We start from the raw sequence: 23,992 nt of genomic DNA, 5'->3' as shown, positions 1-23,992 counted from the left end.
CCGCCGTTGCGTGACCACAGCCGTCGCCGCCGCTATGGTGGTGGCGGCGGCATTTTCCGCGCACGCGCAAACCGGCGCGAATGCGGGGGCGGGCGTCTATGCCGCCAACTGCGCCGCCTGCCATCAGGCGGGCGGCACGGGGCTCGCCGGCGCGTTTCCGCCGCTCGCCGGGCACGTGGCTGATATTTTGAAGCCGGCGGACGGCCGCATCTATATCGGCAAGGTGCTGCTGTTCGGGCTGGAGGGCGCGATCACCGTCAACGGCGGCAATTACGACGGCGCCATGCCGTCGTGGCAGGCGCTGAGCGACAACGACATCGCGGCCGTGCTCAACTATGTCAGCAACGCCTGGGACAACGGCAAGTCACTGCCTCCTAGCTTCAAGCCCTTCACGGCCGATGAGATCAAAGCCTTGCGCACACCCGAACTGACATCGGCGGCGGTCTATGCGCTGCGGGCCGCAACGGCCGGCGGCGGTGGTAGCCCGGCGACCGCGACCGCAGCCACGTCACCGGTCAGTTTCACCGCGGACCAGGTAACGCATGGCTCCGACATCTATGTGGATCGCTGCGTCCAATGCCACGGCGACACGCTCGACAATGGCGAATTCGGCGGTGCGCCGCTGAACGGATCGTATTTCAGCAAGCATTGGGGCGGAGGCTCGGTGGCGGCGCTGGTGGCCTTCATGAAGGCCAAGATGCCGCCGGACCGTCCGGGTAGCCTGACCGACCAGAGCTACGCCGCCCTCGCGGCCTTCCTGCTCGATGCCAACGGCTATCCCAAGGGCGACAAGGAATTGCCGCCCGACACGCCCGCGCAACAGGCGATGAGCCTCAAGCGCGGCCCGTAAGCCGCGGCGCTCGTGCCATGTCCCGATCGCGAAAGCGCGCTTGACGGGCTCGCGAGCAAAATATTCTGTCCGCGGGTGTAACCAAAGGCGATCTCGCGCGTAGCTTGGTCAGGATGCAGCTTTGTCGCCCCTTTTTGGGGGCCAGAGCCGATGCATTCGTAACAAGTTCCATTCGGAGAGCGCTTATGAAGGTCACTTCCAAGTCCGGTGCCGCCATCGCAGCAGCCGCCGCCACCCTGTTTCTCGCCGGTATGAGCATGTCAACCGTCGCACAGGCCGCTGACGGCCATTGCATGGGTGCGAACGCCTGCAAGGGTCAGAGCGCCTGCAAGGGCGGCAAGTCTCCCGGTCCCGGGGCAAACGCCTGCAAGGGCCAGGGCTTTACCTCGATGAGCAAGGCAGATTGCGTCGCCGCCAAAGGCAAGTTCAAGGCGGGCTAAGTTCGGCCCCTCGCGACGATCGCGACACGCTCAAGACGGCCTCGGTCCAACTCGGATCTGAGGCCGTTGTTTTGACGGCTGACGTTCAGGCCGACGCTGAGCTTTTAATGGTTGCTACGAGTTCTATCATTTCAACAATTACTGAAATAACCCTTGACGGTCATTTGTCATTTCAATATTCATTGAAATATGAAAAAGCCGGATGTCGTCGCAGCCTTGGCCGCACTCGCTCAGGATAACCGCCTGGACGTCTTTCGATTGCTGGTCGAGGCAGGCCCCGAAGGCATGCCGGCTGGTGCGGTTGCAACCGCCCTCGACCTCGCACCCAATACGCTGACTTTTCACTTCGACCGGTTGCGGACGGCGGGCCTCGTGACCGTGCGCCGCGATGGCCGCTCCATGATTTATGCAGCCCAGTTTGAAACGATGAACTCCCTGCTTGGCTACCTGACGGACAACTGCTGCGGTGGCGCTCCATGCTTGCCTGCCGCCGAATGCAAGCCTGCGCGCAAGCGCAGCAGGATTTCAGCCTGAAAGGAAACCCATGAAGCGTCTGCATGTTCACGTCGCCGTAGCTGACATAACCCGGTCGGTTGGCTTCTACTCCGCGCTGTTCGCGGCGCAGCCCGCCGTGGTCAAAACCGATTACGCCAAATGGATGCTTGATGATCCGCGCGTGAACTTCGCCATCTCGACCCGAGGCCGCGAGCCCGGCCTTGACCATCTTGGCATCCAGGTCGAGGACGCCACGGAATTGCATGAGGTCTACCAGCGCCTGCGGGAAGCCGGCGGCGATGTCATCGAGCAAGGCGCAACCGCTTGCTGCTATGCCAAATCGGAAAAGTCATGGATCGACGATCCCGCGGGCATCGCCTGGGAAACTTTCCTGACAACCGGCGAGAGCATCGACTACGGCAACGGCACTGGCGAACGGACCGCTCGCATCGCGCATGAAAAGCAATTGGCGTGTTGCACGCCGAAGGCCGCTGCAACCCCGTGCTGTTGATGACAGCCTTTGGCTTGTCCCGGCGGCTGACGGCTGAAGCACTGGGAACCGGGCTCCTGGTTGCGACCGTGGTCGGCTCCGGCATCATGGCCGAAACCTTAACCAGGGATAACGCCGTTGCGCTGCTGTGCAATACGCTGCCGACGGGAGCCATTCTGGTTGTTCTGATCACCGTATTGGGTCCGATTTCCGGCGCCCATTTCAACCCCGCCGTTTCGCTGGTATTCGCACTCAAGCGCGAGCTGAGCGCTGCCGACGCCGCAGGGTACACGATCGCCCAGATTGCCGGTGGCATCGCGGGCACGGTGACGGCGCACCTGATGTTCGGGCTTCCGTTGCTCGGTGCGTCATTGAAGGCGCGCACGGGCGGCGCTCAATGGTTCGCCGAGGCCGTTGCAGCCTTTGGACTGATCGCAACCATCCTTGGCGGCATCCGGTTCCAGCGCGATGCCGTGCCTTGGCTGGTGGGGCTCTACATCACGGCCGCTTACTGGTTTACGGCCTCCACGTCGTTCGCCAACCCCGCCGTGGCCATCGCCCGATCCCTCACGAATACGTTTTCGGGAATCCGGCCGATAGATTTGCCGGGCTTCATCGTGGCTGAAATCGTCGGCGCCATTGTCGGCCTTCTCATCATGAGCTGGTTGCTACGCGCGAGCGAAAGCGCGCCCGTCCTGAGTGCAGAGGCTAGACTATGAGCGTCACCATCTATCACAATCCGGGTTGCGGCACGTCGCGCAACACCCTCGCCATGATCCGCCAAAGCGGCATCGAGCCGGTCATTATCGAATATCTCAAAACTCCGCCTTCGCGCCAACGGCTGATTGAACTGATCGAAGGCATGCTTATCGAAGACATGCCTATCGAAGACATGGCAATTCCGGCACGCGCGCTGCTTCGCAAGAAGGGAACGCCCTACACGGAGTTGGGCCTTGATGACGACAAGTGGAGCCAGGAAGAACTTATCGACTTCATGTTGGTGCACCCGATCCTGATCAATCGTCCGATCGTCGTTACGCCGAAGGGGGTCCGGCTGTGCCGGCCATCGGAAGCCGTGCTCGACCTGCTGGCAAACCCTCGCATCGGGCGGTTCGTCAAAGAAGATGGCGAGGTCATCGATGCCGTCTGATCTGATCGACCTCCCGAACGTTGAAGCGGCTGCCTTTGTGGTTCCCGGAGCGCTGCGGCAGGCCGCCGTGGAGCATCGCCCGCGCATCCTGTTGCTCTACGGATCTTTGCGAGAACGTTCTTACAGTCGGTTCGCCACGTTCGAAGCGGCGCGATTGCTGGATGCCATGGGCGCCGAGACACGCATCTTCGATCCCGCCGGGTTGCCGTTACCGGACGGCGCGCCCGTCGAACATCCGAAGGTTCAGGAGCTGCGCGAGCTGTCCGCGTGGTCCGAAGGGCAGGTCTGGTGCAGCCCTGAGCGTCATGGCTCAATGACCGGGATCATGAAGGCGCAGATCGACTGGATACCGCTGTCCATCGGCGCGGTCCGACCCACACAGGGCAAGACTCTCGCCGTCATGCAGGTGAGCGGCGGGTCGCAATCATTCAACGCCATCAACCAGCTTCGGGTGCTCGGCCGCTGGATGCGCATGATCACGATCCCGAACCAGTCGTCAGTCGCGAAAGCTTATGAGCAATTTGAAGACGATGGCCGCATGAAACCGTCCTCCTACTATGATCGCGTCGTCGACGTGATGGAGGAACTGGTGAAATTCACCCTGCTGACGCGCGGGATTTCTTCCTACCTGACCGATCGCTATAGCGAGAGGAAGGAAAAGACCGAGACACTGGCCCGCCGCCTGCGGCTCGATAGGGCTCTGTGACAGCCTGTAGGGTGGATTGGCCGACCCCGTCCGTCGTAGCGCAACGCGCGAAGGCGGAAGGCATAATCCGCCATCTTGTATTCGGTCGCGATATCTATTCGCTGATCGACATGAGCCGGCAAACGCGATGCAACTGCTCGTGCAGGACCGCTCGTGAAATCTAGCGACATGGCGGCGGATTACGCCTTCGGCTAACTAATCCGCCCGAGCTATCATCGAAGTGGCATCACGAACGTGAACCTGGTTTCGTCCGGCATTGAGGTCACGGTCAGGACACCCTCGTGAGCCTTCGCGATTTGCGAGGCAATGTGCAATCCGAGCCCCAGCCCTTGCCTGCTTGCGCGCACTTCACCCCGGAAGAACGGCTCGAATAGCTTTTCCATTGCGGCTTGGGGGATGGGTTCACCGCTATTCGCAACGGACAGTCTGAACAGGCCGTCCAGAGTCTCCGCACGCACACGAACGGGTTCCTTGGCGGACCCATGACTGAGGGCATTGCCAACGAGATTGGAAACAAGCTGCCCAATTCGGGTCCTATCGCAATCCACAGGGCTATCGATTGCATACTCTGCTTCGATCTGTCGATCCGGCGAAGACAGTCGCAATTCATCGATAACCTGATGCAGCACGGGCTCAAGCGGTTTGCGGGCGTTCCGATCAAGGGTGATGCCTCCGCCAAGTCGTCCACGCGCAAAGTCGAGCACGTTATCAATCAGCGTTGCCATACGCATGACGGTCGTCTGCAACATCGCCACGACTTGGTGCTCTTTTTCGGTCTTGGCATCTCGCCCGAGTATCCGTGCCCCTGCGCTTATCGATGCGAGAGGGTTACGAAGATCATGACCAAGTACGGCAATAAATTGCTCTCGTAACTCCGAAGTCTCGCGTTCGCTCGCCAAACTAACCTTTGCGGCCTCGCGAGCCTTCAAGAGCTCATTTTCATAGCGCCGTCGATCTGTGGCCTTCAGCAGAGCAATCCGGGTAAACACCGGTTTGCTTGCGGCATCTCGACCTTCCAACGCATTGCAGATCATCTGGATCGGTTCGCCGGCTGCCGTCACCATATCAAGCGCGAACTCGTTGAAAAAACCCTGCATTCGCAGCAATGGCGCGATGTGGGTTTCGTAATAAATGCGGCCCGCCATGTTGAGGAAATCACTGAGCCGCTTGCCGATCATCTCGTCAGCGGTGCGGTCGATCCACCTTAACAGCGTCGTGTTCACACGCGCGATACGACCGTTGGTCTGCAGCGTGATGTAGCCGCAGGGCGAATTCTCGAACATGTCCTGGAAATCATCGATCCGAGGGTCGTCCACCGAGCGGCTCAGACGAACGTTCGCATGGCAGCGTTAACTTCATCGGGAGCGCTGAGATTGGGACAATGGCCGGTTGCCTCCAAAAGCATTATTTTGCTGTTGGGGATACCTTTATGTACAAATTCGCCAACCTCTTTAGAAGCAATGATGTCGTCGCTGCATTGAAGTATCAGCGTCGGGATATCAACCTTGGCCAAGTCCTCGCGGTTGTCGGACTTGAAGGTGACCCGCGCAAACGCTTTGGCGATTTCGGGATCGGTTCGGCAGAAGCTGTTAGTCAATTCCGCACCGAGTTCGGGACGATCCGGGTTCCCCATAATTGCCGGTGCCATCTGAGCGGACCAGCCCATGTGATTGGCTTCAAGAAACTGCAAAAGCTCCTCGATCTGCTTTTCGCTAAAGCCGCCGACGTAGTCACCATCGTCGATGTAGCGGGCTGAAGGCCCCACCAAGACTAGTTTTCCGAACATCCCCGGCGCTTTTTGTGCCGCCAACACGCCGATCATGCAGCTCACCGAATGGCCGACGAAGACAGCATCCCTTAAACCAAGTTCGCAGCCCATCTCGACCACGTCGTCGGCGTAGCCTGCGAGCGTCGAATATTTGGTTTTGTCGTAGGCTTTCAGGTCGGACCCGCCAGCGCCAACGTGGTCGAACAAGATCGTCCTGAACTCGCCTTCAAAGGCAGGTTCCACGAACCGCCACATATTCTGATCACACCCGAACCCATGGGCAAACACCATGGTTCGCTCGCCCGATCCCTGAACATGGACATTGTTTCGTTCGATAACGCCCATGATGCTTACTCTCAACATAGCACCCGCCAAAACCCTTCCCGCGTTTCTGCCAGCTTTTGAGACAGAGGGAAAGTGTACGTCCGTTAACGGTCGTTAGAGCAGTGGCAAGGATTTAAGCCACGCAAAACAGAATCCCTCCGGTTCCAAAATGCGCGTTGCGTAAGCCCTAAACGGTCATTTTCAACCGCTCGTTCCCTCGCTCCTAAAATCTAATTTCTTCGGCCTTTTCAACGTGATTTGCCCTGTCCAGACCGTACGCAAAAAATAATTCACTTCCTTCGCAAGGCAAATCATCTTCCTAATTACGCCTGTCTCACCCGAACGAGGGGCGGCTCGCGATCGTCACGAAACGCGCGGTGGGATGCGGTGGACGCGGTGGCTCGCGCGCGCATGGTTTCGCAGGGCGGCTCTTCGGGGCTGTGAGCGAACAACCGGCGCGCAGGACGAACGAGGCAAGCGCGTACGGCGAAATCGTGTGGTCCTGACGCCCCAATGGTTGGCGTCAAGTCTTGTAGAGGTGCATCCGCCCGACCGGGCTAACGATGCGCCAACATCTGCAAGGCGACGGTGACAAGCAAGCCTGGTCTCGCCGGGGAGAGCACGGAATAAGTCGTAAAGCCATTGCGCAGGGAAGGCCGGACTGCTTCCGCTGAACCTGTATGCTCATGTGCGTTTTTTTGTTTGCCTTTGCACATGAGACCTCGGGTGCAGCGCGCACCCGGTCTTCCCTGCGCCCTCTCTTTTTTTGGGGCGAAACGATTTGCAAAGCTCGGGCGCAGTGTGTCGCGAGAATGCGGAAGTGTGTGAATCGCGATCACCCATCCACGTCGTCCCGGCCTAGCGCGCAATTGCGCGTAAGGGGCCGGGACCCATAGCCCCTGGCGTGGGTTGTGAAGGAAGGCATCCGCCACATTGCCGAAAAGAGAACACACGGCGTATGGGTCCCCGCCTTCGCGGGGACGACGACGGTGGAGGCCGGGCAGGGGCAGCCCGCGCAGCGTGCAGACGCGATGCCCTGGGCGAGGCCTTTACTCGGGCCGATTCCGAGCATCCCTGAAAAAGCTCAACTTGAAAGCTTGCCTTGGAAGCGTTCCAGATGGTTGCCCTCGGGCCACGATTGTTGCGCGGCCGCAACACTAGGTGAAGATTTAACCCTTATCACAGGCAGTTCTTGTCCGCGCCGCTTTTTAGCCACACCCCTCCATGAAATGATCTTTCGCAAGAAATAACCAGCTAGCTGCCCGCGAAAGCGAAGCAAAAATCGGCTGGGGAAACAGGGTCGCGATGGACGCCAAGACCAATATCAAGGGGAAGCTGCCGAGCCGTCACGTGACGGAAGGTCCGGAGCGCGCGCCGCATCGGTCGTATCTGTACGCGATGGGGCTGACGACCCAGCAGATCCACCAGCCGTTCGTCGGCGTGGCCTCGTGCTGGAATGAAGCCGCGCCCTGCAACATCTCGCTGATGCGTCAGGCCCAGGCGGTCAAGAAGGGCGTCGCCTCCGCCGGCGGCACCCCGCGCGAATTCTGCACCATCACCGTGACCGACGGCATCGCGATGGGCCATGACGGCATGCGCTCGTCGCTGCCGTCGCGCGAATGCATCGCCGATTCGGTCGAGCTGACCATGCGCGGCCATGCCTACGACGCCCTTGTCGGGCTCGCCGGCTGCGACAAGTCGCTGCCGGGAATGATGATGGCGATGGTGCGGCTCAACGTGCCCTCGATCTTCATCTATGGCGGCTCGATCCTGCCCGGCAATTTCCGGGGCCAGCAGGTCACGGTGCAGGACATGTTCGAAGCCGTCGGCAAGCATTCGGTCGGCGAGATGTCCGACGAGGATCTCGACGAAATCGAGCGGGTGGCCTGTCCGTCGGCTGGGGCGTGCGGCGCACAATTCACCGCCAACACCATGGCGACCGTCTCCGAGGCGATCGGGCTGGCGCTGCCCTATTCGGCGGGCGCGCCGGCGCCTTATGAAATCCGCGACGCGTTTTGCACCACCGCCGGCGAAAAGGTGATGGAGCTGATCGCGTTGAATATCCGCCCGCGCGACATCGTCACCCGCAAGGCGCTGGAAAACGCCGCGGCGGTGGTGGCGGCCTCCGGTGGCTCGACCAATGCTGCACTGCACCTGCCGGCGATCGCGCACGAATGCGGAATCAAATTCAATCTGTTCGACGTCGCCGAAATCTTCAAAAAGACTCCTTATGTCGCGGATTTGAAACCGGGTGGCCGTTATGTCGCCAAAGACATGTTTGAAGTTGGTGGCATACCGCTTCTGATGAAAACGCTGCTCGACAATGGCCACCTGCACGGGGATTGCTTAACCGTCACTGGCCGCACGATCGCCGAAAACCTCAAAAGCGTGAAATGGAATCCGCACCAGGACGTGGTGCGTTCCGCCGACAAGCCGATCACCGTCACAGGTGGCGTGGTGGGCCTGAAGGGGAATCTCGCTCCAGAAGGTGCGATCGTGAAAGTCGCGGGCATGTCGAACTTGAAGTTTACCGGTCCGGCCCGCTGCTTTGACCGCGAAGAGGATGCTTTCGAGGCGGTCCAGAAGAAAACCTACAAAGAGGGTGAGGTTATCGTGATCCGCTATGAGGGGCCGCGCGGCGGTCCCGGCATGCGGGAAATGCTCTCGACCACGGCAGCGCTGACCGGGCAGGGCATGGGCGGTAAAATCGCACTGATCACCGATGGCCGGTTCTCCGGCGCCACCCGCGGCTTCTGCATCGGCCATGTCGGGCCGGAGGCGGCGGTCGGCGGCCCGATCGCGCTGCTGCGGGACGGCGATATCATCGAAATCGACGCTGAGGTCGGGACTCTTAACGTAAAGTTGAACGACGCGGAGCTGGCCGAACGTAAGACCAAATGGCAGCCCCGCGAGACCAACCATACGTCAGGCGCTCTATGGAAATATGCCCAGCAGGTTGGGCCGGCGGTGGATGGTGCAGTGACCCATCCAGGTGGTGCGTACGAGAAACAGTGTTATGCGGACATCTAGGCGTATCATTTTAGCGTTGGTGCTAGGGGCCACACCGGTGGCCTCGCTGGGATTCGCCTTCGACGGCGCGCCCGCCAACCAGGATGCGACGATACCCGTGGTCTCGGCGCTGCCCGGGTCTGCCGCCGCCCTGAAAAAAACGGTTCCCCCGCTGGCGCAGGACAGTTCGCTGACCTCGCTGCAATATGCCGCCGAAGGCGGTCATCCGATCGCGCAGTGGAAACTGGGGCGGATGTATGCCGACGGTAACGGGGTCACCCAGGACGATTTGCGCGCCTTTGAATATTTCAGCCGCATCGCCAATGCCCATGCCGAAGACAGCCCGTCGGCGCCGCAGGCCAGTGTCGTCGCCGACGCCTTTGTGGCGTTGGGGCGCTATTATCTCAACGGCATTCCCAATTCGAAGATCAAGTCCGATCCGGAGCGGGCGCGGGAGATGTTCTCCTACGCCGCCTCGTATTTCGGCAATGCCGATGCGCAATATGATCTCGCGCGGCTGTACCTCAACGGCGGCGGCACCTCGCGGGACGATTTCCGCTATGGCGCACGCTGGCTCGGCCTTGCCGCCCAGAAGGGCCAGCATCAGGCCCAGGCCATGCTCGGCCAGATGCTGTTCGACGGCAATCGGTTGCCGCGCCAGGCCGCCCGTGGCCTGATGTGGCTGACCCTGGCACTCGCCAACGCGACGCAGGACGAGACCTGGATCAAGGAAAACTACAATCAGGCCTACGCACGCGCGTCCGACGATGACCGCGTGATGGCGCTGCAGATGCTCGAGCACTGGGTGCAAGGCCGCCGGGACTGATCTATTGCCGTGATCGATCGTAGGGTGGGCAAAGGCGCCTCTCGCGCCGTGCCCACCGTCTGGTCCGTCAGGCCGTCTCGAAATCCAGATCGGCCCAGACCGGCACATGGTCGGAGGGTTTTTCCCAGGCGCGGACGTAACTGTCGACGCCGACATCGATCAGCCGGTCGCTGGCCTGCGGCGACAGCAGCAGGTGGTCGATGCGCAGGCCGTGGTTCTTCTGCCAGGCACCGGCCTGGTAGTCCCAGAAGGTGTATTGGTTGGGCTCATCGGTGACCGCACGCAGCGCATCGGTCAGGCCGAGGCCCAACAGCGACTGAAAGGCCTCGCGGGTGGTCGGCCGGAACAGGGCGTCGTTGATCCAGGCGGCCGGGTTGTGCACGTCGTGCGCTGCCGGGATGACGTTGAAATCGCCGGCCAGCACCAGCGGCTCCTCGGTCTTCAGCCGCTGCTTCGAATACTCAAGAAGCCGCGACATCCATTTGAGCTTGTAGGGATATTTCTCGGTCTCGGGCGGGTTGCCATTGGGCAGATAAAGGCAGGCGATACGCAGCACGCCGCGCTTCAACTGCACCACGCCTTCGAGGAAGCGGGCGTGCGAATCCTCGTCGTCGCCGGCGAGGCCCGACTTGGTCTCCTCGAACGGCAGCTTCGACAGCAGCGCTACGCCATTGAAGGTCTTCTGGCCGTGGGTGACGACATTGTAGCCGAGCGCCTCGATCTCCAGCCGCGGAAACGAATCATCGACGCATTTGATTTCCTGCAGGCAGACGACGTCGGGCGAGCAATCCTTCAGCCAAGTCACCAGATGCTCGATCCGCTGCCTGACCGAATTGACGTTCCAGGTGGCTATTCTCATGAAGCTGGCAGTGGCTCAGATCGAAAAACTGGTGCCGCAGCCGCAGGATGCGGTGGCATTCGGATTGACCACGCGAAACGACGCCCCGATCAGATCGTCGACAAAGTCGACCTCGGAACCCGCCAAAAACGGCACCGAGGCCGGGTCGACCAGCACCACCGCGCTGTCGCGCGCGATTACCAGATCGTCCTCGGCTTGCGCCCGTTCGACGTCGAATTTGTACTGGAAACCGGAACAGCCGCCGCCCTCGACGCTGATCCGCAGCATCGCGCCGTCACCCTCGCTCTTGAGGATTTGCCCGATGCGGCGGGCAGCCCGCTCGCTGACGGTGATGGCTGCGGTCATGACGACGTCTCCAAGTAGCCGGTGTAATGGCCGGTGTGATGCCAAAATCTCTGGTATCCGGCGCACAGCCTAAGTTAAGTGCGCCGGGGGCCGGAATCAAACCGTTAAAGGGATCAATACACCGTGTCGGTCGGAATGGCTGCTCCTCGTTCGGCCTATGCCTGCGACGCCGATCGCAGCCGCGGGCGGCTGTTTGACGAGCCGCCAAGCAAAACCCGCAGCGCGTTCCGGCGCGATTGCGACCGGGTGATCCATTCGACCGCATTCCGCCGCCTCAAGCACAAAACCCAGGTGTTCGTGTTCCACGAAGGCGACCATTACCGCACCCGGCTGACCCACACGCTGGAGGTGGCGCAGATCGCCCGCGCGCTGGCCCGGCAATTGGGGCTCGACGAGGATCTGACCGAGACGCTGGCGCTGGCGCATGATCTCGGCCATCCCCCGTTCGGTCATGCCGGCGAACGTGCGCTCGACGCCTGTCTGAAGGAGCATGGCGGGTTCGATCACAACGCCCAGGCCTTGCGCGTCGTGACCTCGCTGGAACATCGCTATCCCGCGTTCGAGGGGCTCAATCTGACCTGGGAATCGCTGGAGGGGATCGTCAAGCACAACGGCCCGCTGACCACCCGCGATGGTGCTGCCCTTGGCCGCTATCGCGAGCGCGGCATCCCCAGCGGCATCTCGGACTATATCGGCAGCCACGACCTGGAACTGTGGAGCTTTGCCTCGCTGGAGGCCCAGGTCGCCGCGATCGCTGACGATATCGCCTATGACGCCCACGATATCGACGATGGCCTGCGCGCCGGCCTGTTTCGGGTCGATGACCTCAAGATCATGCCGCTGACGGCCGGCATGATCGCCGACATCGACAGGCGCTACCCCGATCTCGATGACGACAGGCGCGGCGCGGAGCTGGTCCGCGAGCTGATCTCCTATCTGATCGGCGCGGTAATCGCGGAAGCACGCCGGCGGCTGGAGATCGCGCGCCCTGAAACGGCCGAGGATGTCCGCCATTATGGCGACGGGCTGATCGCGTTCTCGCCACCCGCAGCCCAAGCCGAAGCCGAAATCAAGGCGTTCCTGAAGCACCGGATGTACCGCCATGCGCGGGTGATGCGGGTGATGGGCGATGCCGAAAGCATCCTGTTCGACCTGTTCGCGCGGTATCAGAAGTCGCCCGGCGACCTGCCCGCGGAATGGCTGCCGCCGCTGGGCGCGGAGCGTGAAACGGAAACGGCGCGGGCGCGGCGGATCGGTAATTTCATCGCCGGGATGACCGACCGCTTCGCCTTGACCGAGCATCAGCGGCTCTTTGACTCGACCCCGGATTTGCGTTAGGCGGCGGCCCAGGTAGTTGAACAAAATGTCCGAAAAACCCTCATCCCCAAACCTGTTTGCCGATGTCTTGGCGCGCGTGCACGCCGTTTGCGGGGCGCTCGCGGCCGAGGGTGCATGGCCCGCCGGCATCGATCTGTCGCGGGTGGTGGTCGAGCCGCCGCGGGACGCCGCGCATGGCGACATGGCGACCAACGCCGCAATGGTGCTGGCCAAGGAAGCCCGGGCCAAGCCGCGCGAGCTTGCGGAAAAGATCGCGGAAAAACTCCGCCGCGACGATCTGATCGCCTCGGTCGATATCGCCGGACCGGGCTTCATCAATCTGACCTTGAAGCCGCAGGCCTGGGCGGACGCGCTGCGCACGGTGGTGCGCGAGGGCGCTTCCTATGGACGGGGCACCGCGGGCGCGGCCGAGAAGGTCAACGTCGAATACGTCTCGGCTAACCCGACCGGACCGATGCATGTCGGCCATTGCCGGGGGGCAGTGTTCGGCGACGCGCTGGCAAGCCTGCTGGATTTCGCCGGCCATGACGTTACCCGCGAATATTACATCAATGACGCCGGCGCCCAGGTCGACGTGCTCGCGCGCTCGGCGTTCCTGCGTTACCGCGAGGCGCTTGGCGAGGACATCGGCGAGATTCCCGAGGGGCTCTATCCCGGCGACTATCTGAAGCCGGTTGGCGAAGCGCTGGCCGCCGAGCATGGCGACAAACTGCTAGCGACGCCGGAAGCGGCATGGCTGCCGGGCGTCCGCGCCAAGGCGGTCGCTGATATGATGGCGATGATCCGGCAGGATCTCGCCGCGCTCAACATCAAACACGAGGTGTTCTTCTCGGAGAGGTCGCTGATCGAAACCGGAAACAACCGTGTCGCCGAGACCATCGATTATCTTCGTTCCAAGGGCGACGTCTATGAGGGCCGGCTGCCGCCGCCGAAAGGCGCGCCGGTCGAGGATTACGAGGATCGCGAGCAGACCCTGTTCCGCGCTACCGCCTATGGCGACGACGTCGATCGGCCGCTGCTCAAATCCGACGGCAGCTACACTTATTTCGCGTCCGATATCGCCTACCACAAGGACAAGTTCGACCGCGGCTTTCGTAACCTGGTCGACGTCTGGGGCGCCGATCACGGCGGCTACATCAAGCGCATGCAGGCTGCCGTCAAAGCGGTGACGGCAGGCAGTGCTGCGCTCGACGTCAAGATCGTGCAATTGGTCAAGCTGTTGCGCAACGGCGAGCCGGTGAAGATGTCAAAGCGGTCCGGCGATTTCGTCACGCTGCGCGAGGTGGTCGACGAGGTCGGTTCCGACGCCGTGCGCTTCATGATGCTGTTCCGCAAGAACGACGCGGTGCTGGATTTCGACCTCGCCAAGGTGCTCGAACAGTCCAAGGACAATCCGGTTTTCTATGTCCAGTACGGTCATGCCCGTGGCCACTCGATCTTCAAGAATGCGCGCGAGGTGATCCCGGATTTGCCGGACGAGGACCGGGCGCGGGCCGCCTTCCTGGGCGACGCGGCCGTGGAGCGATTGACCGACCCCGCGGAACTAAGTTTGCTGCGCCAGCTGGCGCAGTATCCGCGCCTGATTGACGCAGCCGCGGCGGCCCATGAGCCGCACCGAATCGCTTTTTACCTCTATGATCTCGCCAGCGAATTTCATGCGCTGTGGACCAGGGGGCGGGATTTGCCCTATTTACGCTTCATTATCACTAATGATGCAGAGATCACGAAGGCGCGACTGGCTCTGGTCCAGGGCGTCGTCTCGATCCTGGCATCTGGCTTAGCCGTTCTCGGCGTCCATGCTCCAGACGAGATGCGATAGTTAGGGGCGAAGGCTCTCACATGGGGGTGTGAGGGCATCTGGCAGCGGTTGGTTCGTTTTTTCGAAAAGCGAGTTGGCAGCTTTCCCGAAGGGGACGCATCATCACGATGGTTGATCGATATCAGGACAGACCTTTTCCCGCCGACGACGGCTACGGTCACGGCGACGATCAGCATGCGCCTGCAAGAGCCGAGAGCGATCCGCTGGCCGAACTGGCGCGCCTGATCGGCCAGACCGATCCGTTTGCTAATATCGGTCGCGCCAATCAGCAGGTGCCGCCGCGCAGCGCGCCGCCGCATGATCAATACCAACCGGAAGAGATCCACGAGGACCCGCCGGCCGGGCCGCCGCCGTGGATGCAACGCGCGGCACGGCAGGAGACGCCCGCGCCCTCGTATCACGACGATCCTTATCCAGCGGAGGATCATGCCGAGCCGGACTATCCGGCCGCGGAGCATCCGCTACGGCGCTATGCGGCCCAGCATGCCGAGCCGGCGCCCGAGCCCCAGCATGAAGAATATGATTCCGCGCCGGTCTATGCCGAAGCGGATACGCCGCTCGATCCCGCGCGCTACGACGACGCGCTGTACGGTGAGCTGGTGGCCGGCGGCCACGACAACCCGCAGGACCCGGCCTATCAGGATGACGCCTACGCGTATCAGGATGGATATGACGACGGCGAAGAGCCGGTCCAGAAGCGCCGCGGCGGCCTTGCCACCGTGATCGTGGTTCTCGCACTGGCGGTGGTCGGGACGGGAGCCGCGTTTGCCTATCGGACCTATGTTGGATCGCCCCGCAGCGGCGACCCACCGATCATCAAGGCAGATACCACTCCGACCAAGATCATACCCGCGGCGGCTGACAGCACCGGCAAGGTGCCGGATCGCCTAGCCGGGGGCGATGGCACCGAAAAGATCGTCCCGCGCGAGGAAGCGCCGGTCGACGTCAATGCCAACACCCAGTCCGGGCCGCGCATGGTGTTTCCGGCGCTCAATCAAAATGCCAATCCGCCATCGCCCGCGAGCGTTTCGCCGAACGGCCCGCCGCCGGCGAATAGCGCCAACGGCACGATGCCGAACAACCAGCCGCGCGCGATCAAGACGTTTACGGTTCGTGGCGACCAGCCGGATGCCTCCGGGACGCCCGTTACCTCAGCATCCCAGCAGCCCCCGGCGGCAAAGCCTGCTACCGCCGCGGCCCGTGCGCCGAGAACGCCGTCGGCAGCCTCGGCTGCGAACGCCAATGCCAGTGCCTCGAGCGCCAATGCACCATTGTCGCTGTCGCCGCAGGCCGCGGCTCAGCCGGCGCCAGCGCCGGCCGCGCCAACCCGAGTGGCGACCAACGCGCCGGTGCCGATTGCGCCCGCTGCCGCCAGTTCCGGCGGCGGCTATCTGGTGCAGGTCTCGTCGCAGAAGAATGAAGCCGACGCCCAATCTTCCTACCGGGTACTGCAAGGCAAGTACCCAAGCGTGCTCGGCTCACAGTCGGTGCTCGTGAAGCGCGTCGATCTCGGCGAGAAGGGGATCTATTACCGGGCGTTTGCCGGTCCGTTCAGCTCGGTGGATCAGGCGACGCAGGTTTGCAGTAGTCTGAAGGCGGCCGGCGGCCCGCAATGCATCATCCAAAGGAATTAACGGCCGTTTCCTTGACCCGAGGGTTAACAGAGGGCTAATCGGCCCCTCATGAGCACGCGGGCCTTCATCACGGGTATCTCCGGACTGGAATTGAGCGCCGCTGAGCGCCAATTCATCCGTGGGGAGCGCCCATGGGGATTTATCCTCTTCAAACGAAATATTGAAACGCCGGCCCAAGTCGCTCAGCTTGTTTCGGAATTACGCGCCGCGGTTGGTGATCCGGAGGCTCCGGTCCTGGTCGACCAAGAGGGCGGCAGGGTGCAGCGCCTTGGACCGCCGCACTGGCCGGTCTACCCGCCCGGCGCCGTATTTGGCGCGCTGTACGACATCGATCCGGCACTTGGTCTTGAGGCGGCGCGGTTGAGCGCCCGTCTGATCGCGGACGATCTGATCCAATTGGGCATCACCGTCGATTGCCTGCCGCTGGCGGATGTGCCGATCGATGGCGCCGATGCCGTCATCGGCAACCGGGCCTATGGAACCGAGCCCGCAAAGGTCGCCGCGATCGGCCGCGCCGTCACCGAAGGCCTGGAACAAGGCGGCATCCTGCCGGTGCTCAAGCATATTCCAGGGCATGGCCGGGCCACCGCGGACACCCATTTCAGGCTTCCGGAGGTCGATACGCCGCAAAAAGAGCTGGAACGGACCGATTTTGCGGCGTTTCGGCCGTTGGCGGACCTGCCGATGGCGATGACTGCACATGTTGTGTTTAGCGCGCTGGACCCCGTTCATCCCGCGACGACTTCTGCGACAATCATCGAACAGGTGATTCGCGGCGTGATCGGGTTCCAAGGTTTGTTGATGAGTGACGACGTGTCGATGAATGCGCTGGCGGGATCGATTGCCGAGCGGACCCGCGCCATCGTCGCCGCGGGTTGCGACATGGTCCTGCACTGCAACGGCAAGCTCGACGAGATGCAGGAAGTTGCCGGTGAGACGCCCGAATTGTCGGGCAAGGCGCTGGAGCGCGCCAAACGCGCGCTGGCGTCGCGCAAGCCGCCGCAGCCATTCGATCGGTTGGCGGCGCGGGCGGAACTGGATGTGTTGTTGGATCGGGCAGGGATGAAGAGCGCATGAGCGCGGAAATTCTATCGTTTGAAACCGGGCGGCCGGCCGAGATCGTCGAAGGCGAGCCGTCGCTGGTCGTCGATGTCGAGGGCTATGAGGGCCCGCTCGACCTGTTGCTAGCGCTGGCGCGGCAGCAAAAGGTCGATCTCGCCAAGATTTCCATTCTGGCGCTCGCCGACCAATATCTGGTGTTCATCGAGGCTGCCCGCAAAATACGACTGGAACTGGCGGCCGATTACCTAGTGATGGCGGCTTGGCTGGCGTTCCTCAAGTCGCGGCTGTTGCTGCCGGAACCGGCGACCCCTGACGGGCCGAGCGCCGAGGAAATGGCGACCGCGCTGGCCAACCGGCTGCGTCGGCTGGAGGCCATTCGCGAAGCGTCGAACCGGTTGATGAACCGTCCCCAATTGCAGCGCGATATTTTTCCGCGCGGCGACCCCGAAGCGATCGCCGAGGTCAAGCATCCCAAATTCACGGCGACCCTGTACGATCTACTGACGGCCTATGCGGTGCAGCGCCAGCAGCGGGTGCTGACCACGGTGCATCTGGCCAAGCGCACGGTGTGGTCGCTGGCGGAAGCACGGGCCTCGCTGGAGCGGCTGGTCGGTATCGCCGAGGAGTGGAGCTGCCTCGACGAATATCTTTTGAGCTACGTCGTCGATCCCTCGCAAAAAGCGACCGTCTTTGCATCGAGCTTTGCCGCCGCCCTTGAGCTGGTGCGGGAAGGCGAGATGGAACTGAACCAGAAAGAGGCGTTCGCCCCGCTTTATTTTCGCAAGCGTGTGCCCGTTGCCGCCGCAATGTCTGCGCCGGATCTACCTGTCGAGTAAGTGGAAGAAGGAGACGAGCCATGGCTAGCCTGGCCGAAAAACGCATAGTCGATGACGAGGACCATCCGGTGGATCCGCAAGCCCGACCCGAGGAACTTCGGCTCCTGGAGGCGCTGCTGTTCGCATCGACCGAGCCGCTCGATCAAGCCACGCTCGCCAAGCGGATGCCCGATGGTGTCGATATCAAGCAAGCGCTGGCCCAATTGCAGGCCGATTACGCCTTGCGCGGCGTCAATCTGGTCCGCGTCGCCAATAAATGGACCTTCCGCACCGCCGGCGATCTGTCCTGGCTGATGACCCGCGAAAGCACCGAGACGCGGCGGCTGTCGCGCGCGGCGATCGAAATGCTGGCGATCATCGCCTATCACCAGCCGGTGACGCGGGCCGAGATCGAGGAAATCCGCGGCGTGGTCACCTCAAAGGGCACGCTCGACGTGCTGCTGGAAACCGGCTGGATCCGCCCGCGCGGCCGCAGGAAGACGCCCGGCCGTCCGCTGACCTTCGGAACCACCGAGGCCTTCTTGTCCCAGTTCAGCCTGGAAGCGCTCGGCGACCTGCCGGGCCTTGAGGAACTGAAGGGAACGGGCCTATTGGATTCGCGGCTGCCTTCCGGGTTCAGCGTTCCCGCGCCATCGGATGATCCGGCGCTGCGTGACGACGAGGATCCGCTGGAGATCGGCGATAATCTGGAACTGCTGCTGGCGCCGGCAGCCGATCCGGAAACCGGTGGCGAAGAGGGCTAGATCGGCAGAACAGCGCCGATATTCCCGGTTAACGGTAGCGCGCTATCGACCATTTGACCGGGCGTAAGTCCTTGTTTTTGACACCTCCAAAGCCTAGTTTCCGATGAGATGAAGGCTGGATCGTTGATCCAGATGTTTGGAGGGTTGCAGGATGGGTTCGCTTAGCATTTGGCACTGGATCATCGTGATCGCAGTCGTCCTGCTGTTGTTCGGTCGCGGCAAGATTTCGGACCTGATGGGCGACGTCGCGCAGGGCATCAAGGCGTTCAAGAAGGGCATGCAGGACGACGATACGACTGCGGAAAAGTCCGAGCCCGTGAAGTCGATCGACCACAACGCCACGCCGTCGACGGCGGCGCGGTCGGATGTCGGCAGCAAGGCTGTCTGAGCAAGACTTGATTTTCCAACAAGACTTGCTCTTCGAAGAAGACTTGCTTTCCGAACGAGACTTGCGGCAAAGCCATCGCGGCGGGTGATCGCTTTGCGTGAGCGGGATTTTTCATGTTCGACATCGGGTGGAGTGAAATAGCGGTCATCGCGGTCGTCGCGCTGATCGCCATTGGCCCGAAGGAATTGCCGGGCGTGCTGCGCATGGTCGGGCAATGGATGGGCAAGGCGCGCAAGATGGCCGCCGAATTCCAGGGCCAGTTCCAGGAAGCCATGCGCGAGGCCGAAATGGCCGACCTCAAGAAAAGCTTCGACGAGGTGAAGGAGGCCGCCAGCGGATTTGCCGGCGGCAACATCATGACGTCGCTGCAAAAGGACGTCACCAGCGCCTTGCGGATCGACGATCCAGACAAGCCGATGGATCCGCAGGTGGCGACGTCGAACGAGACCGCGGCCGGCTCGACCAGCGATGCGCCGGCGACATCGCATGGCGATGCGATGGCGACATCGCACGGCGATGCGCCGGCGACGTCAAGTGACGCGCTGGCGGCGCCGACCACGCCGGAACCGCCAACCCCTGAAACATTGGTCGAGGCGACCACCCACAGCGCGGTGTCAGAACCCCTGGTGATCACGCCAGAGACTCAGCCTGAGCCGGCCGCGCAGCACGCTGCGCCCGAAATCCCCAGGGACGCCAAAGCCTCATGAGCGCCGAGGATATCGAGGCCAGCAAAGCGCCGCTGATGGACCATCTGATCGAGCTGCGTTCGCGGCTGATCAAGGCCCTGCTTGGCTTCGGCATAGCCTTCATCTTCTGCTTCTTCTTCGCCAAGCAGATCTACAACATCCTGGTATGGCCGTTCGTCTGGGTCGCCGGCGCCGAGAATTCGAAATTCATCTACACGGCGCTGTTGGAATATTTCATCACCCAGTTGAAGCTGGCGCTGTTTGGCGCTGGCTTCATTTCGTTCCCGATCGTGGCGACGCAGATCTACAAGTTCGTGGCGCCCGGCCTCTACAAGCACGAGCGCGGCGCCTTCCTGCCGTATCTGATCGCGACGCCATTTTTCTTCGTGATGGGATCGATGCTGGTATATTTCGTGGTGCTGCCGATGCTGGTGCGGTTTTCGCTCGGCATGCAGCAATCCGGCGGCGCCGAGACCGCGCAAATCCAGTTGCTGCCGAAAGTCGGCGAATATCTGTCGCTGATGATGTCGCTGATCTTCGCGTTCGGTATCGCGTTCCAGTTGCCGGTGATCCTGACGCTGTTGGGACGGATCGGCATCATCACCGCGAAGATGCTGCGCGAGAAGCGCCGCTATTTCATCGTGGTCGCCTTCATCATCGCCGCCGTGCTGACGCCGCCAGACGTGCTGAGCCAGGCCTCGCTGGCGCTGCCGCTGTTGGCGCTCTACGAAGGCTCGATTATCGCGGTGAGCATCGTCGAAAAGCGGGCCGCTGCCGCCGCCGCCAAGGCCACCACGCCGCCCCCGGCAGCCCCGCCGCCGCCAACCACGACCCCGGCGGAGTAGGGCGTAAGGCCACCGTTTCACCTATCATTGCGCGATAACGCCCGCGATTCGTCATGCCCGGGCTTGACCCGGGCATCCACGACTTGTTCTAACGCGGCAAAGACGTGGATGGCCGGAATAAATCCGGCTATGACGCAGGAATGTGGTCATGCACGACATCAAATCGATCCGCGAAAACCCCGAGGCATTCGACGCCGCGTTGAAGCGGCGCGGGCTGGAGCCGTTGTCGGCGTCGCTGCTGGCGATCGACGAGAAGCGCCGCGCGGCGATTCTGGCGTCGGAACAGGCGCAGGCGCGGCGCAATTCCGCATCGAAGGAAATCGGTGACGCCAAGAAAGCGAAGGACGACGCGCGCGCGGCCAAGCTGATGGCGGAGGTTGCGGAACTCAAGACCACGATGCCGGAGCTGGAGGCCGCAGCAAAGACGGCGGATGAAGAGCTGAGCAACGAACTCGCTGCCATACCGAACCTACCGCTGGATGAAGTCCCCGAAGGCGTCAACGAACACGGCAACGTACAGCGCCACGTATTCGGCGCGGTGCGCAACTATGCGTTCGAGCCGAAGCCGCATTTCGATCTCGGCGAAGCCATGGGTTACATGGATTTCGATGCGGCGGCGAAGCTGAGCGGCGCGCGCTTTGTCGTGCTGAAGAAAGGCCTCGCGCGACTGGAGCGGGCAATCGGGCAGTTCATGCTCGATCTGCATACTAACGAGCATGGTTATGCCGAGATCAATCCGCCGCTCATGGTACGCGACGAAGCGATGTTCGGCACGGCGCAACTGCCGAAGTTTCGCGAGGATCAATTTCCGGTTGGCGATGGATATTGGCTCATCCCGACCGCCGAAGTCCCGCTGACCAACCTGGTCCGTGAATCCATCGTCGATGACAAGCAACTGCCGATGCGCCTGACCGCGCTGACGCCGTGTTTTCGCGCCGAGGCGGGAGCGGCGGGCCGCGATACAAGGGGCATGATCCGCCAGCATCAATTTACGAAAGTGGAACTGGTTTCGATCACGACGCCTGAGACCAGCAGGGACGAGCACGAGCGGATGCTGGCCTGTGCCGAGGAAGTGCTGCGCCGGCTCGATCTGCATTATCGCGTGATGACCCTGTGCGCGGGCGACATGGGCTTTGCCGCGCAAAAGACTTACGACATCGAGGTCTGGATGCCGGGGCAGGGAGAGGGCGGCGCCTACCGCGAAATCTCGAGCTGCTCGGCGTGCGGCGATTTTCAGGCGCGACGGATGGATGCGCGCTATCGCGGACCCGACGGCAAACCGCGTTTCGTGCATACGCTGAACGGTTCCGGAACGGCCGTCGGCCGGGCTCTGATCGCGGTGATGGAAACCTATCAGCAGGATAACGGCGCGATCGCGGTCCCTGAGGTTTTGCAGCCTTATATGGGCGGGCTGAAACTGGTCGAAAAAGACACATAACGGCGGCAATCAACCGTCCGGGACCGCTTCGCTGTTGCGGAGGCGGCCCGCGCCGGTATCTTCGTTTCCGTCCCGGCGGCCTTTTTGGCCGGAAACGAAGTTTTGAAAAATGCCTTTGCATCGCGACATCTTCTGGGTGGGCCGGCAATGGGCCGTGACCGGCCAGGGCATGCAGGCGGTCGACCAGAAGCAGAAGAGCAAATTCGACATCGAGATTTCCCGGCTGTGGGACGACGATCTGCTGGACGGCTTGTCGGGAGAACGCTGGTTCAATCTCGACGATTTCAGCCAGGGGCTGGCGATCGCGCGGGCGCGGTATCCGGAGCCGCCGCACCGGGCAAAACCGGCGCCCAAAATTGAGCCAGCCAAGCCCGAGGCCGGGCGAGAGGCCAAAAGAGACATTGAGAGAGACGTCAAGGGAGATGTGAAGCCCAAAACTGCCTCGCGCGCCACTGCGCCGGACCCGGCAAATGCGGACAGGAGTTTGCAGACGCCGGCACGCCAGGCCAAGCCGGCGCCGCGCAACAGCGTTTCGCCATTGCAGGAAGCCGTTCCGCTCCAGCCACCGCCATCGCGACCTCGGTCTGCGCCAGTAAAGCCCGTGCCGGAAGTTGAGCCGGCAACGCCGGTCGTTGCGAAATTCGCCATGCGACTCGAAGGCGGAAGCGCGAAATTCACGCCTATGTGGCGGATCCGGATCAAGCGTTGACGGCATTGGCGTTGGCGCCAACGCGGTGGTCCGGCGGATTTCTCTTTTAGCTTCAGATGATTTTGGCCATAGTCGCGGTAACGTTGCGGCCGAGGGGGCGCAACGGGCCCGGAAGCCGCGATGGAAAGTTTGAATTCCTATCCATCCCGCAACTTGATCCGCGGCTCCATTTTCATGATGGTGGTGTGGGTCGCTGCCACTGCGGGTTATTGGAAGGCAGGATGGAGCTTTCAGGACGCGCTCTACATGGTGACGCTGACGGTCTTCACCGTCGGTTACGGCGAAGTGCGTCCGATCGACACCACCTATCTGCATGTCGTGACCATGGCGACCATGGCGCTTGGTTGCACCGGCATGATCTTCCTGACCGGTTCGCTGATTCAGTTCATGACGCTGAACTCGCTGCAGCAGCTATTGGGCGGGCGGCGCATGCAGGCTGAAGTCGACAAACTCAGCGATCATGTCATCGTCTGTGGTTATGGCCGCATCGGTGTCGAACTCGCCAAGGCTCTGAAGGATGGCCGCGCCGATGTCGTGGTGCTCGAACAGAATGAGCGTCGCGTCGAGCAGGCGCGCGAGGCCGGGCATCTCTGCATCCAGGGCGACGCGACCAATGAAACCACGCTGCAGGACGCCGGCATCGATCGGGCCCGCGCGCTCGCCAGCGTGCTGCCGAACGACGCCGCCAACGTCTTCATCACGTTGAGCGCGCGCAGCCTCAACCGCAAGATCGAAATCATCGCGCGCGGCGACGCCGTCTCGACCGAACGAAAATTGCTGCATGCCGGCGCCAACAAGGTCGTGCTGCCGACCCATATCGGCGCCGAGCGGATCGCCGGGATGCTGTTGTTTCCGGAAACCTCGCGCTTCATCCGCGACTCCGATTCGATGCGCGACCTCGAGCGCAATCTGCGCGTTCTGGGTCTGGCGATCGAGGTCGTGGTGGCGCCGGAAGGCGGCGCACTCACCGATCTGTCGATCGAGGAAATCGAGACCCGCACCAACGGCGCCTTCTTCATCGTGCAGATCAACCGGCGCGAGGGCGACCCGATCACCGGGCCGCAAAAGTCCATCCGGATCCATGCCGGCGACGGGGTCGTGCTGGTCGGCCGGACCGGTCAGGCGATTAACGCCATGTTCGAGGCGCCGCGCGAAAAGGTACGCGCGGGTCGCCTGACGTTTTAGCGGGGACGGATCGGCATTTTAACGGGTTCGTTGGGTTTGCCTCAACG

General features: G+C 62.2%; 25 protein-coding genes. 21 read left to right on the top strand and 4 right to left on the bottom strand.

Features of this window, described 5'->3' with window-relative positions; genetic code table 11:
- The first annotated feature begins 10 nt into the window (after window positions 1-10).
- From GSQ88_RS03765 to arsH, 7 genes are all read left to right on the top strand, one after another.
- Window positions 11-850: a c-type cytochrome gene (locus GSQ88_RS03765; protein WP_210253734.1), complete on the top strand. Its 840-nt coding sequence runs from the start codon at window positions 11-13 to the stop codon at window positions 848-850.
- 185 nt (window positions 851-1,035) lie between these two features.
- A complete protein-coding gene (gene bufA2 / locus GSQ88_RS03760; protein ID WP_159006043.1) occupies window positions 1,036-1,290 on the top strand; it encodes a BufA2 family periplasmic bufferin-type metallophore in 255 nt (84 codons plus the stop codon).
- Between the two features lie 189 nt (window positions 1,291-1,479).
- A complete protein-coding gene (locus tag GSQ88_RS03755; protein WP_159006042.1) occupies window positions 1,480-1,824 on the top strand; it encodes an ArsR/SmtB family transcription factor in 345 nt (114 codons plus the stop codon).
- A 10-nt stretch (window positions 1,825-1,834) separates the two neighbouring features.
- A complete protein-coding gene (locus tag GSQ88_RS03750) occupies window positions 1,835-2,296 on the top strand; it encodes an ArsI/CadI family heavy metal resistance metalloenzyme (protein WP_159006110.1) in 462 nt (153 codons plus the stop codon).
- Entirely contained in the window at window positions 2,296-2,994 is a 699-nt protein-coding gene (locus GSQ88_RS03745; RefSeq protein WP_159006109.1) for an aquaporin, read from the top strand. The genes GSQ88_RS03750 and GSQ88_RS03745 overlap by 1 nt, the downstream gene beginning before the upstream one ends.
- Window positions 2,991-3,425 (top strand): arsenate reductase (glutaredoxin), encoded by a 435-nt coding sequence (gene arsC / locus GSQ88_RS03740; RefSeq protein WP_159006041.1) that lies wholly within the window; start codon window positions 2,991-2,993, stop codon window positions 3,423-3,425. Before GSQ88_RS03745 ends, arsC begins: the two co-directional genes overlap by 4 nt.
- On the top strand, window positions 3,415-4,131 hold the full coding sequence (gene arsH, locus GSQ88_RS03735; protein WP_159006040.1) for an arsenical resistance protein ArsH: 717 nt from the start codon (window positions 3,415-3,417) through the stop codon (window positions 4,129-4,131). Before arsC ends, arsH begins: the two co-directional genes overlap by 11 nt.
- A 212-nt stretch (window positions 4,132-4,343) precedes the next feature.
- Here arsH and GSQ88_RS03730 read toward each other — a convergent pair whose 3' ends face one another.
- Together GSQ88_RS03730 and GSQ88_RS03725 are read right to left on the bottom strand one after the other, a co-directional pair.
- Window positions 4,344-5,414 (bottom strand): PAS domain-containing sensor histidine kinase, encoded by a 1,071-nt coding sequence (locus GSQ88_RS03730; RefSeq protein WP_159006108.1) that lies wholly within the window; start codon window positions 5,412-5,414, stop codon window positions 4,344-4,346.
- A 41-nt stretch (window positions 5,415-5,455) separates the two neighbouring features.
- The gene (locus GSQ88_RS03725; protein WP_159006039.1) at window positions 5,456-6,244 is read right to left on the bottom strand and encodes an alpha/beta fold hydrolase; all 789 of its coding nucleotides are present in this window, start codon (window positions 6,242-6,244) and stop codon (window positions 5,456-5,458) included.
- A gap of 1,284 nt (window positions 6,245-7,528) precedes the next feature.
- On the opposite strand from GSQ88_RS03725, the gene ilvD reads away from it, so the two are divergent.
- Both ilvD and GSQ88_RS03715 read left to right on the top strand, forming a co-directional pair.
- Window positions 7,529-9,253 (top strand): dihydroxy-acid dehydratase, encoded by a 1,725-nt coding sequence (gene ilvD, locus GSQ88_RS03720; protein WP_159006038.1) that lies wholly within the window; start codon window positions 7,529-7,531, stop codon window positions 9,251-9,253.
- Window positions 9,240-10,058, top strand: a complete 819-nt coding sequence (locus GSQ88_RS03715) for a tetratricopeptide repeat protein (RefSeq protein WP_159006037.1) — start codon at window positions 9,240-9,242, stop codon at window positions 10,056-10,058. Before ilvD ends, GSQ88_RS03715 begins: the two co-directional genes overlap by 14 nt.
- Window positions 10,059-10,125: 67 nt before the next feature.
- Here GSQ88_RS03715 and xth read toward each other — a convergent pair whose 3' ends face one another.
- Together xth and erpA are read right to left on the bottom strand one after the other, a co-directional pair.
- A complete protein-coding gene (gene xth / locus GSQ88_RS03710; protein ID WP_159006036.1) occupies window positions 10,126-10,917 on the bottom strand; it encodes an exodeoxyribonuclease III in 792 nt (263 codons plus the stop codon).
- Window positions 10,918-10,932: 15 nt separating this feature from the next.
- Window positions 10,933-11,262, bottom strand: a complete 330-nt coding sequence (erpA, locus tag GSQ88_RS03705; protein WP_159006035.1) for an iron-sulfur cluster insertion protein ErpA — start codon at window positions 11,260-11,262, stop codon at window positions 10,933-10,935.
- Window positions 11,263-11,385: 123 nt separating this feature from the next.
- Here erpA and GSQ88_RS03700 point away from each other — a divergent pair, with 123 nt between their 5' ends.
- From GSQ88_RS03700 to GSQ88_RS03645, 12 genes are all read left to right on the top strand, one after another.
- A complete protein-coding gene (locus GSQ88_RS03700; protein WP_159006034.1) occupies window positions 11,386-12,600 on the top strand; it encodes a deoxyguanosinetriphosphate triphosphohydrolase in 1,215 nt (404 codons plus the stop codon).
- A 25-nt stretch (window positions 12,601-12,625) separates the two neighbouring features.
- A complete protein-coding gene (gene argS, locus GSQ88_RS03695; RefSeq protein WP_159006033.1) occupies window positions 12,626-14,419 on the top strand; it encodes an arginine--tRNA ligase in 1,794 nt (597 codons plus the stop codon).
- Between the two features lie 107 nt (window positions 14,420-14,526).
- Window positions 14,527-16,053, top strand: coding sequence for an SPOR domain-containing protein (locus GSQ88_RS03690; protein WP_159006032.1), 1,527 nt, complete (start codon window positions 14,527-14,529; stop codon window positions 16,051-16,053).
- 48 nt (window positions 16,054-16,101) lie between these two features.
- The gene (gene nagZ, locus GSQ88_RS03685; RefSeq protein ID WP_159006031.1) at window positions 16,102-17,130 is read left to right on the top strand and encodes a beta-N-acetylhexosaminidase; all 1,029 of its coding nucleotides are present in this window, start codon (window positions 16,102-16,104) and stop codon (window positions 17,128-17,130) included.
- Window positions 17,127-17,951 carry a segregation and condensation protein A gene (locus tag GSQ88_RS03680; protein WP_159006030.1) on the top strand — a complete coding sequence of 275 codons (825 nt, stop codon included), beginning with the start codon at window positions 17,127-17,129 and terminating at the stop codon, window positions 17,949-17,951. Before nagZ ends, GSQ88_RS03680 begins: the two co-directional genes overlap by 4 nt.
- Before the next feature lie 20 nt (window positions 17,952-17,971).
- On the top strand, window positions 17,972-18,694 hold the full coding sequence (gene scpB / locus GSQ88_RS03675; protein WP_159006029.1) for an SMC-Scp complex subunit ScpB: 723 nt from the start codon (window positions 17,972-17,974) through the stop codon (window positions 18,692-18,694).
- A 151-nt stretch (window positions 18,695-18,845) separates the two neighbouring features.
- Window positions 18,846-19,082 (top strand): twin-arginine translocase TatA/TatE family subunit, encoded by a 237-nt coding sequence (locus tag GSQ88_RS03670; RefSeq protein WP_159006028.1) that lies wholly within the window; start codon window positions 18,846-18,848, stop codon window positions 19,080-19,082.
- A gap of 113 nt (window positions 19,083-19,195) precedes the next feature.
- Complete coding sequence (gene tatB / locus GSQ88_RS03665; protein ID WP_159006027.1) at window positions 19,196-19,789, top strand: Sec-independent protein translocase protein TatB; 594 nt, start codon at window positions 19,196-19,198, stop codon at window positions 19,787-19,789.
- A complete protein-coding gene (gene tatC / locus GSQ88_RS03660) occupies window positions 19,786-20,613 on the top strand; it encodes a twin-arginine translocase subunit TatC (protein ID WP_159006026.1) in 828 nt (275 codons plus the stop codon). Before tatB ends, tatC begins: the two co-directional genes overlap by 4 nt.
- 148 nt (window positions 20,614-20,761) lie before the next feature.
- Window positions 20,762-22,051 (top strand): serine--tRNA ligase, encoded by a 1,290-nt coding sequence (gene serS / locus GSQ88_RS03655; protein WP_159006025.1) that lies wholly within the window; start codon window positions 20,762-20,764, stop codon window positions 22,049-22,051.
- A 154-nt stretch (window positions 22,052-22,205) separates the two neighbouring features.
- Window positions 22,206-22,760 (top strand): hypothetical protein, encoded by a 555-nt coding sequence (locus GSQ88_RS03650; protein WP_210253733.1) that lies wholly within the window; start codon window positions 22,206-22,208, stop codon window positions 22,758-22,760.
- Between the two features lie 120 nt (window positions 22,761-22,880).
- Window positions 22,881-23,945, top strand: a complete 1,065-nt coding sequence (locus GSQ88_RS03645) for a potassium channel family protein (protein ID WP_159006023.1) — start codon at window positions 22,881-22,883, stop codon at window positions 23,943-23,945.
- Window positions 23,946-23,992: the final 47 nt, after the last annotated feature.

Source organism: Bradyrhizobium sp. S69 (assembly GCF_009766005.1).
Lineage (GTDB): Bacteria > Pseudomonadota > Alphaproteobacteria > Rhizobiales > Xanthobacteraceae > Bradyrhizobium.
This window is presented reverse-complemented; position numbering and strand designations above follow the sequence as displayed.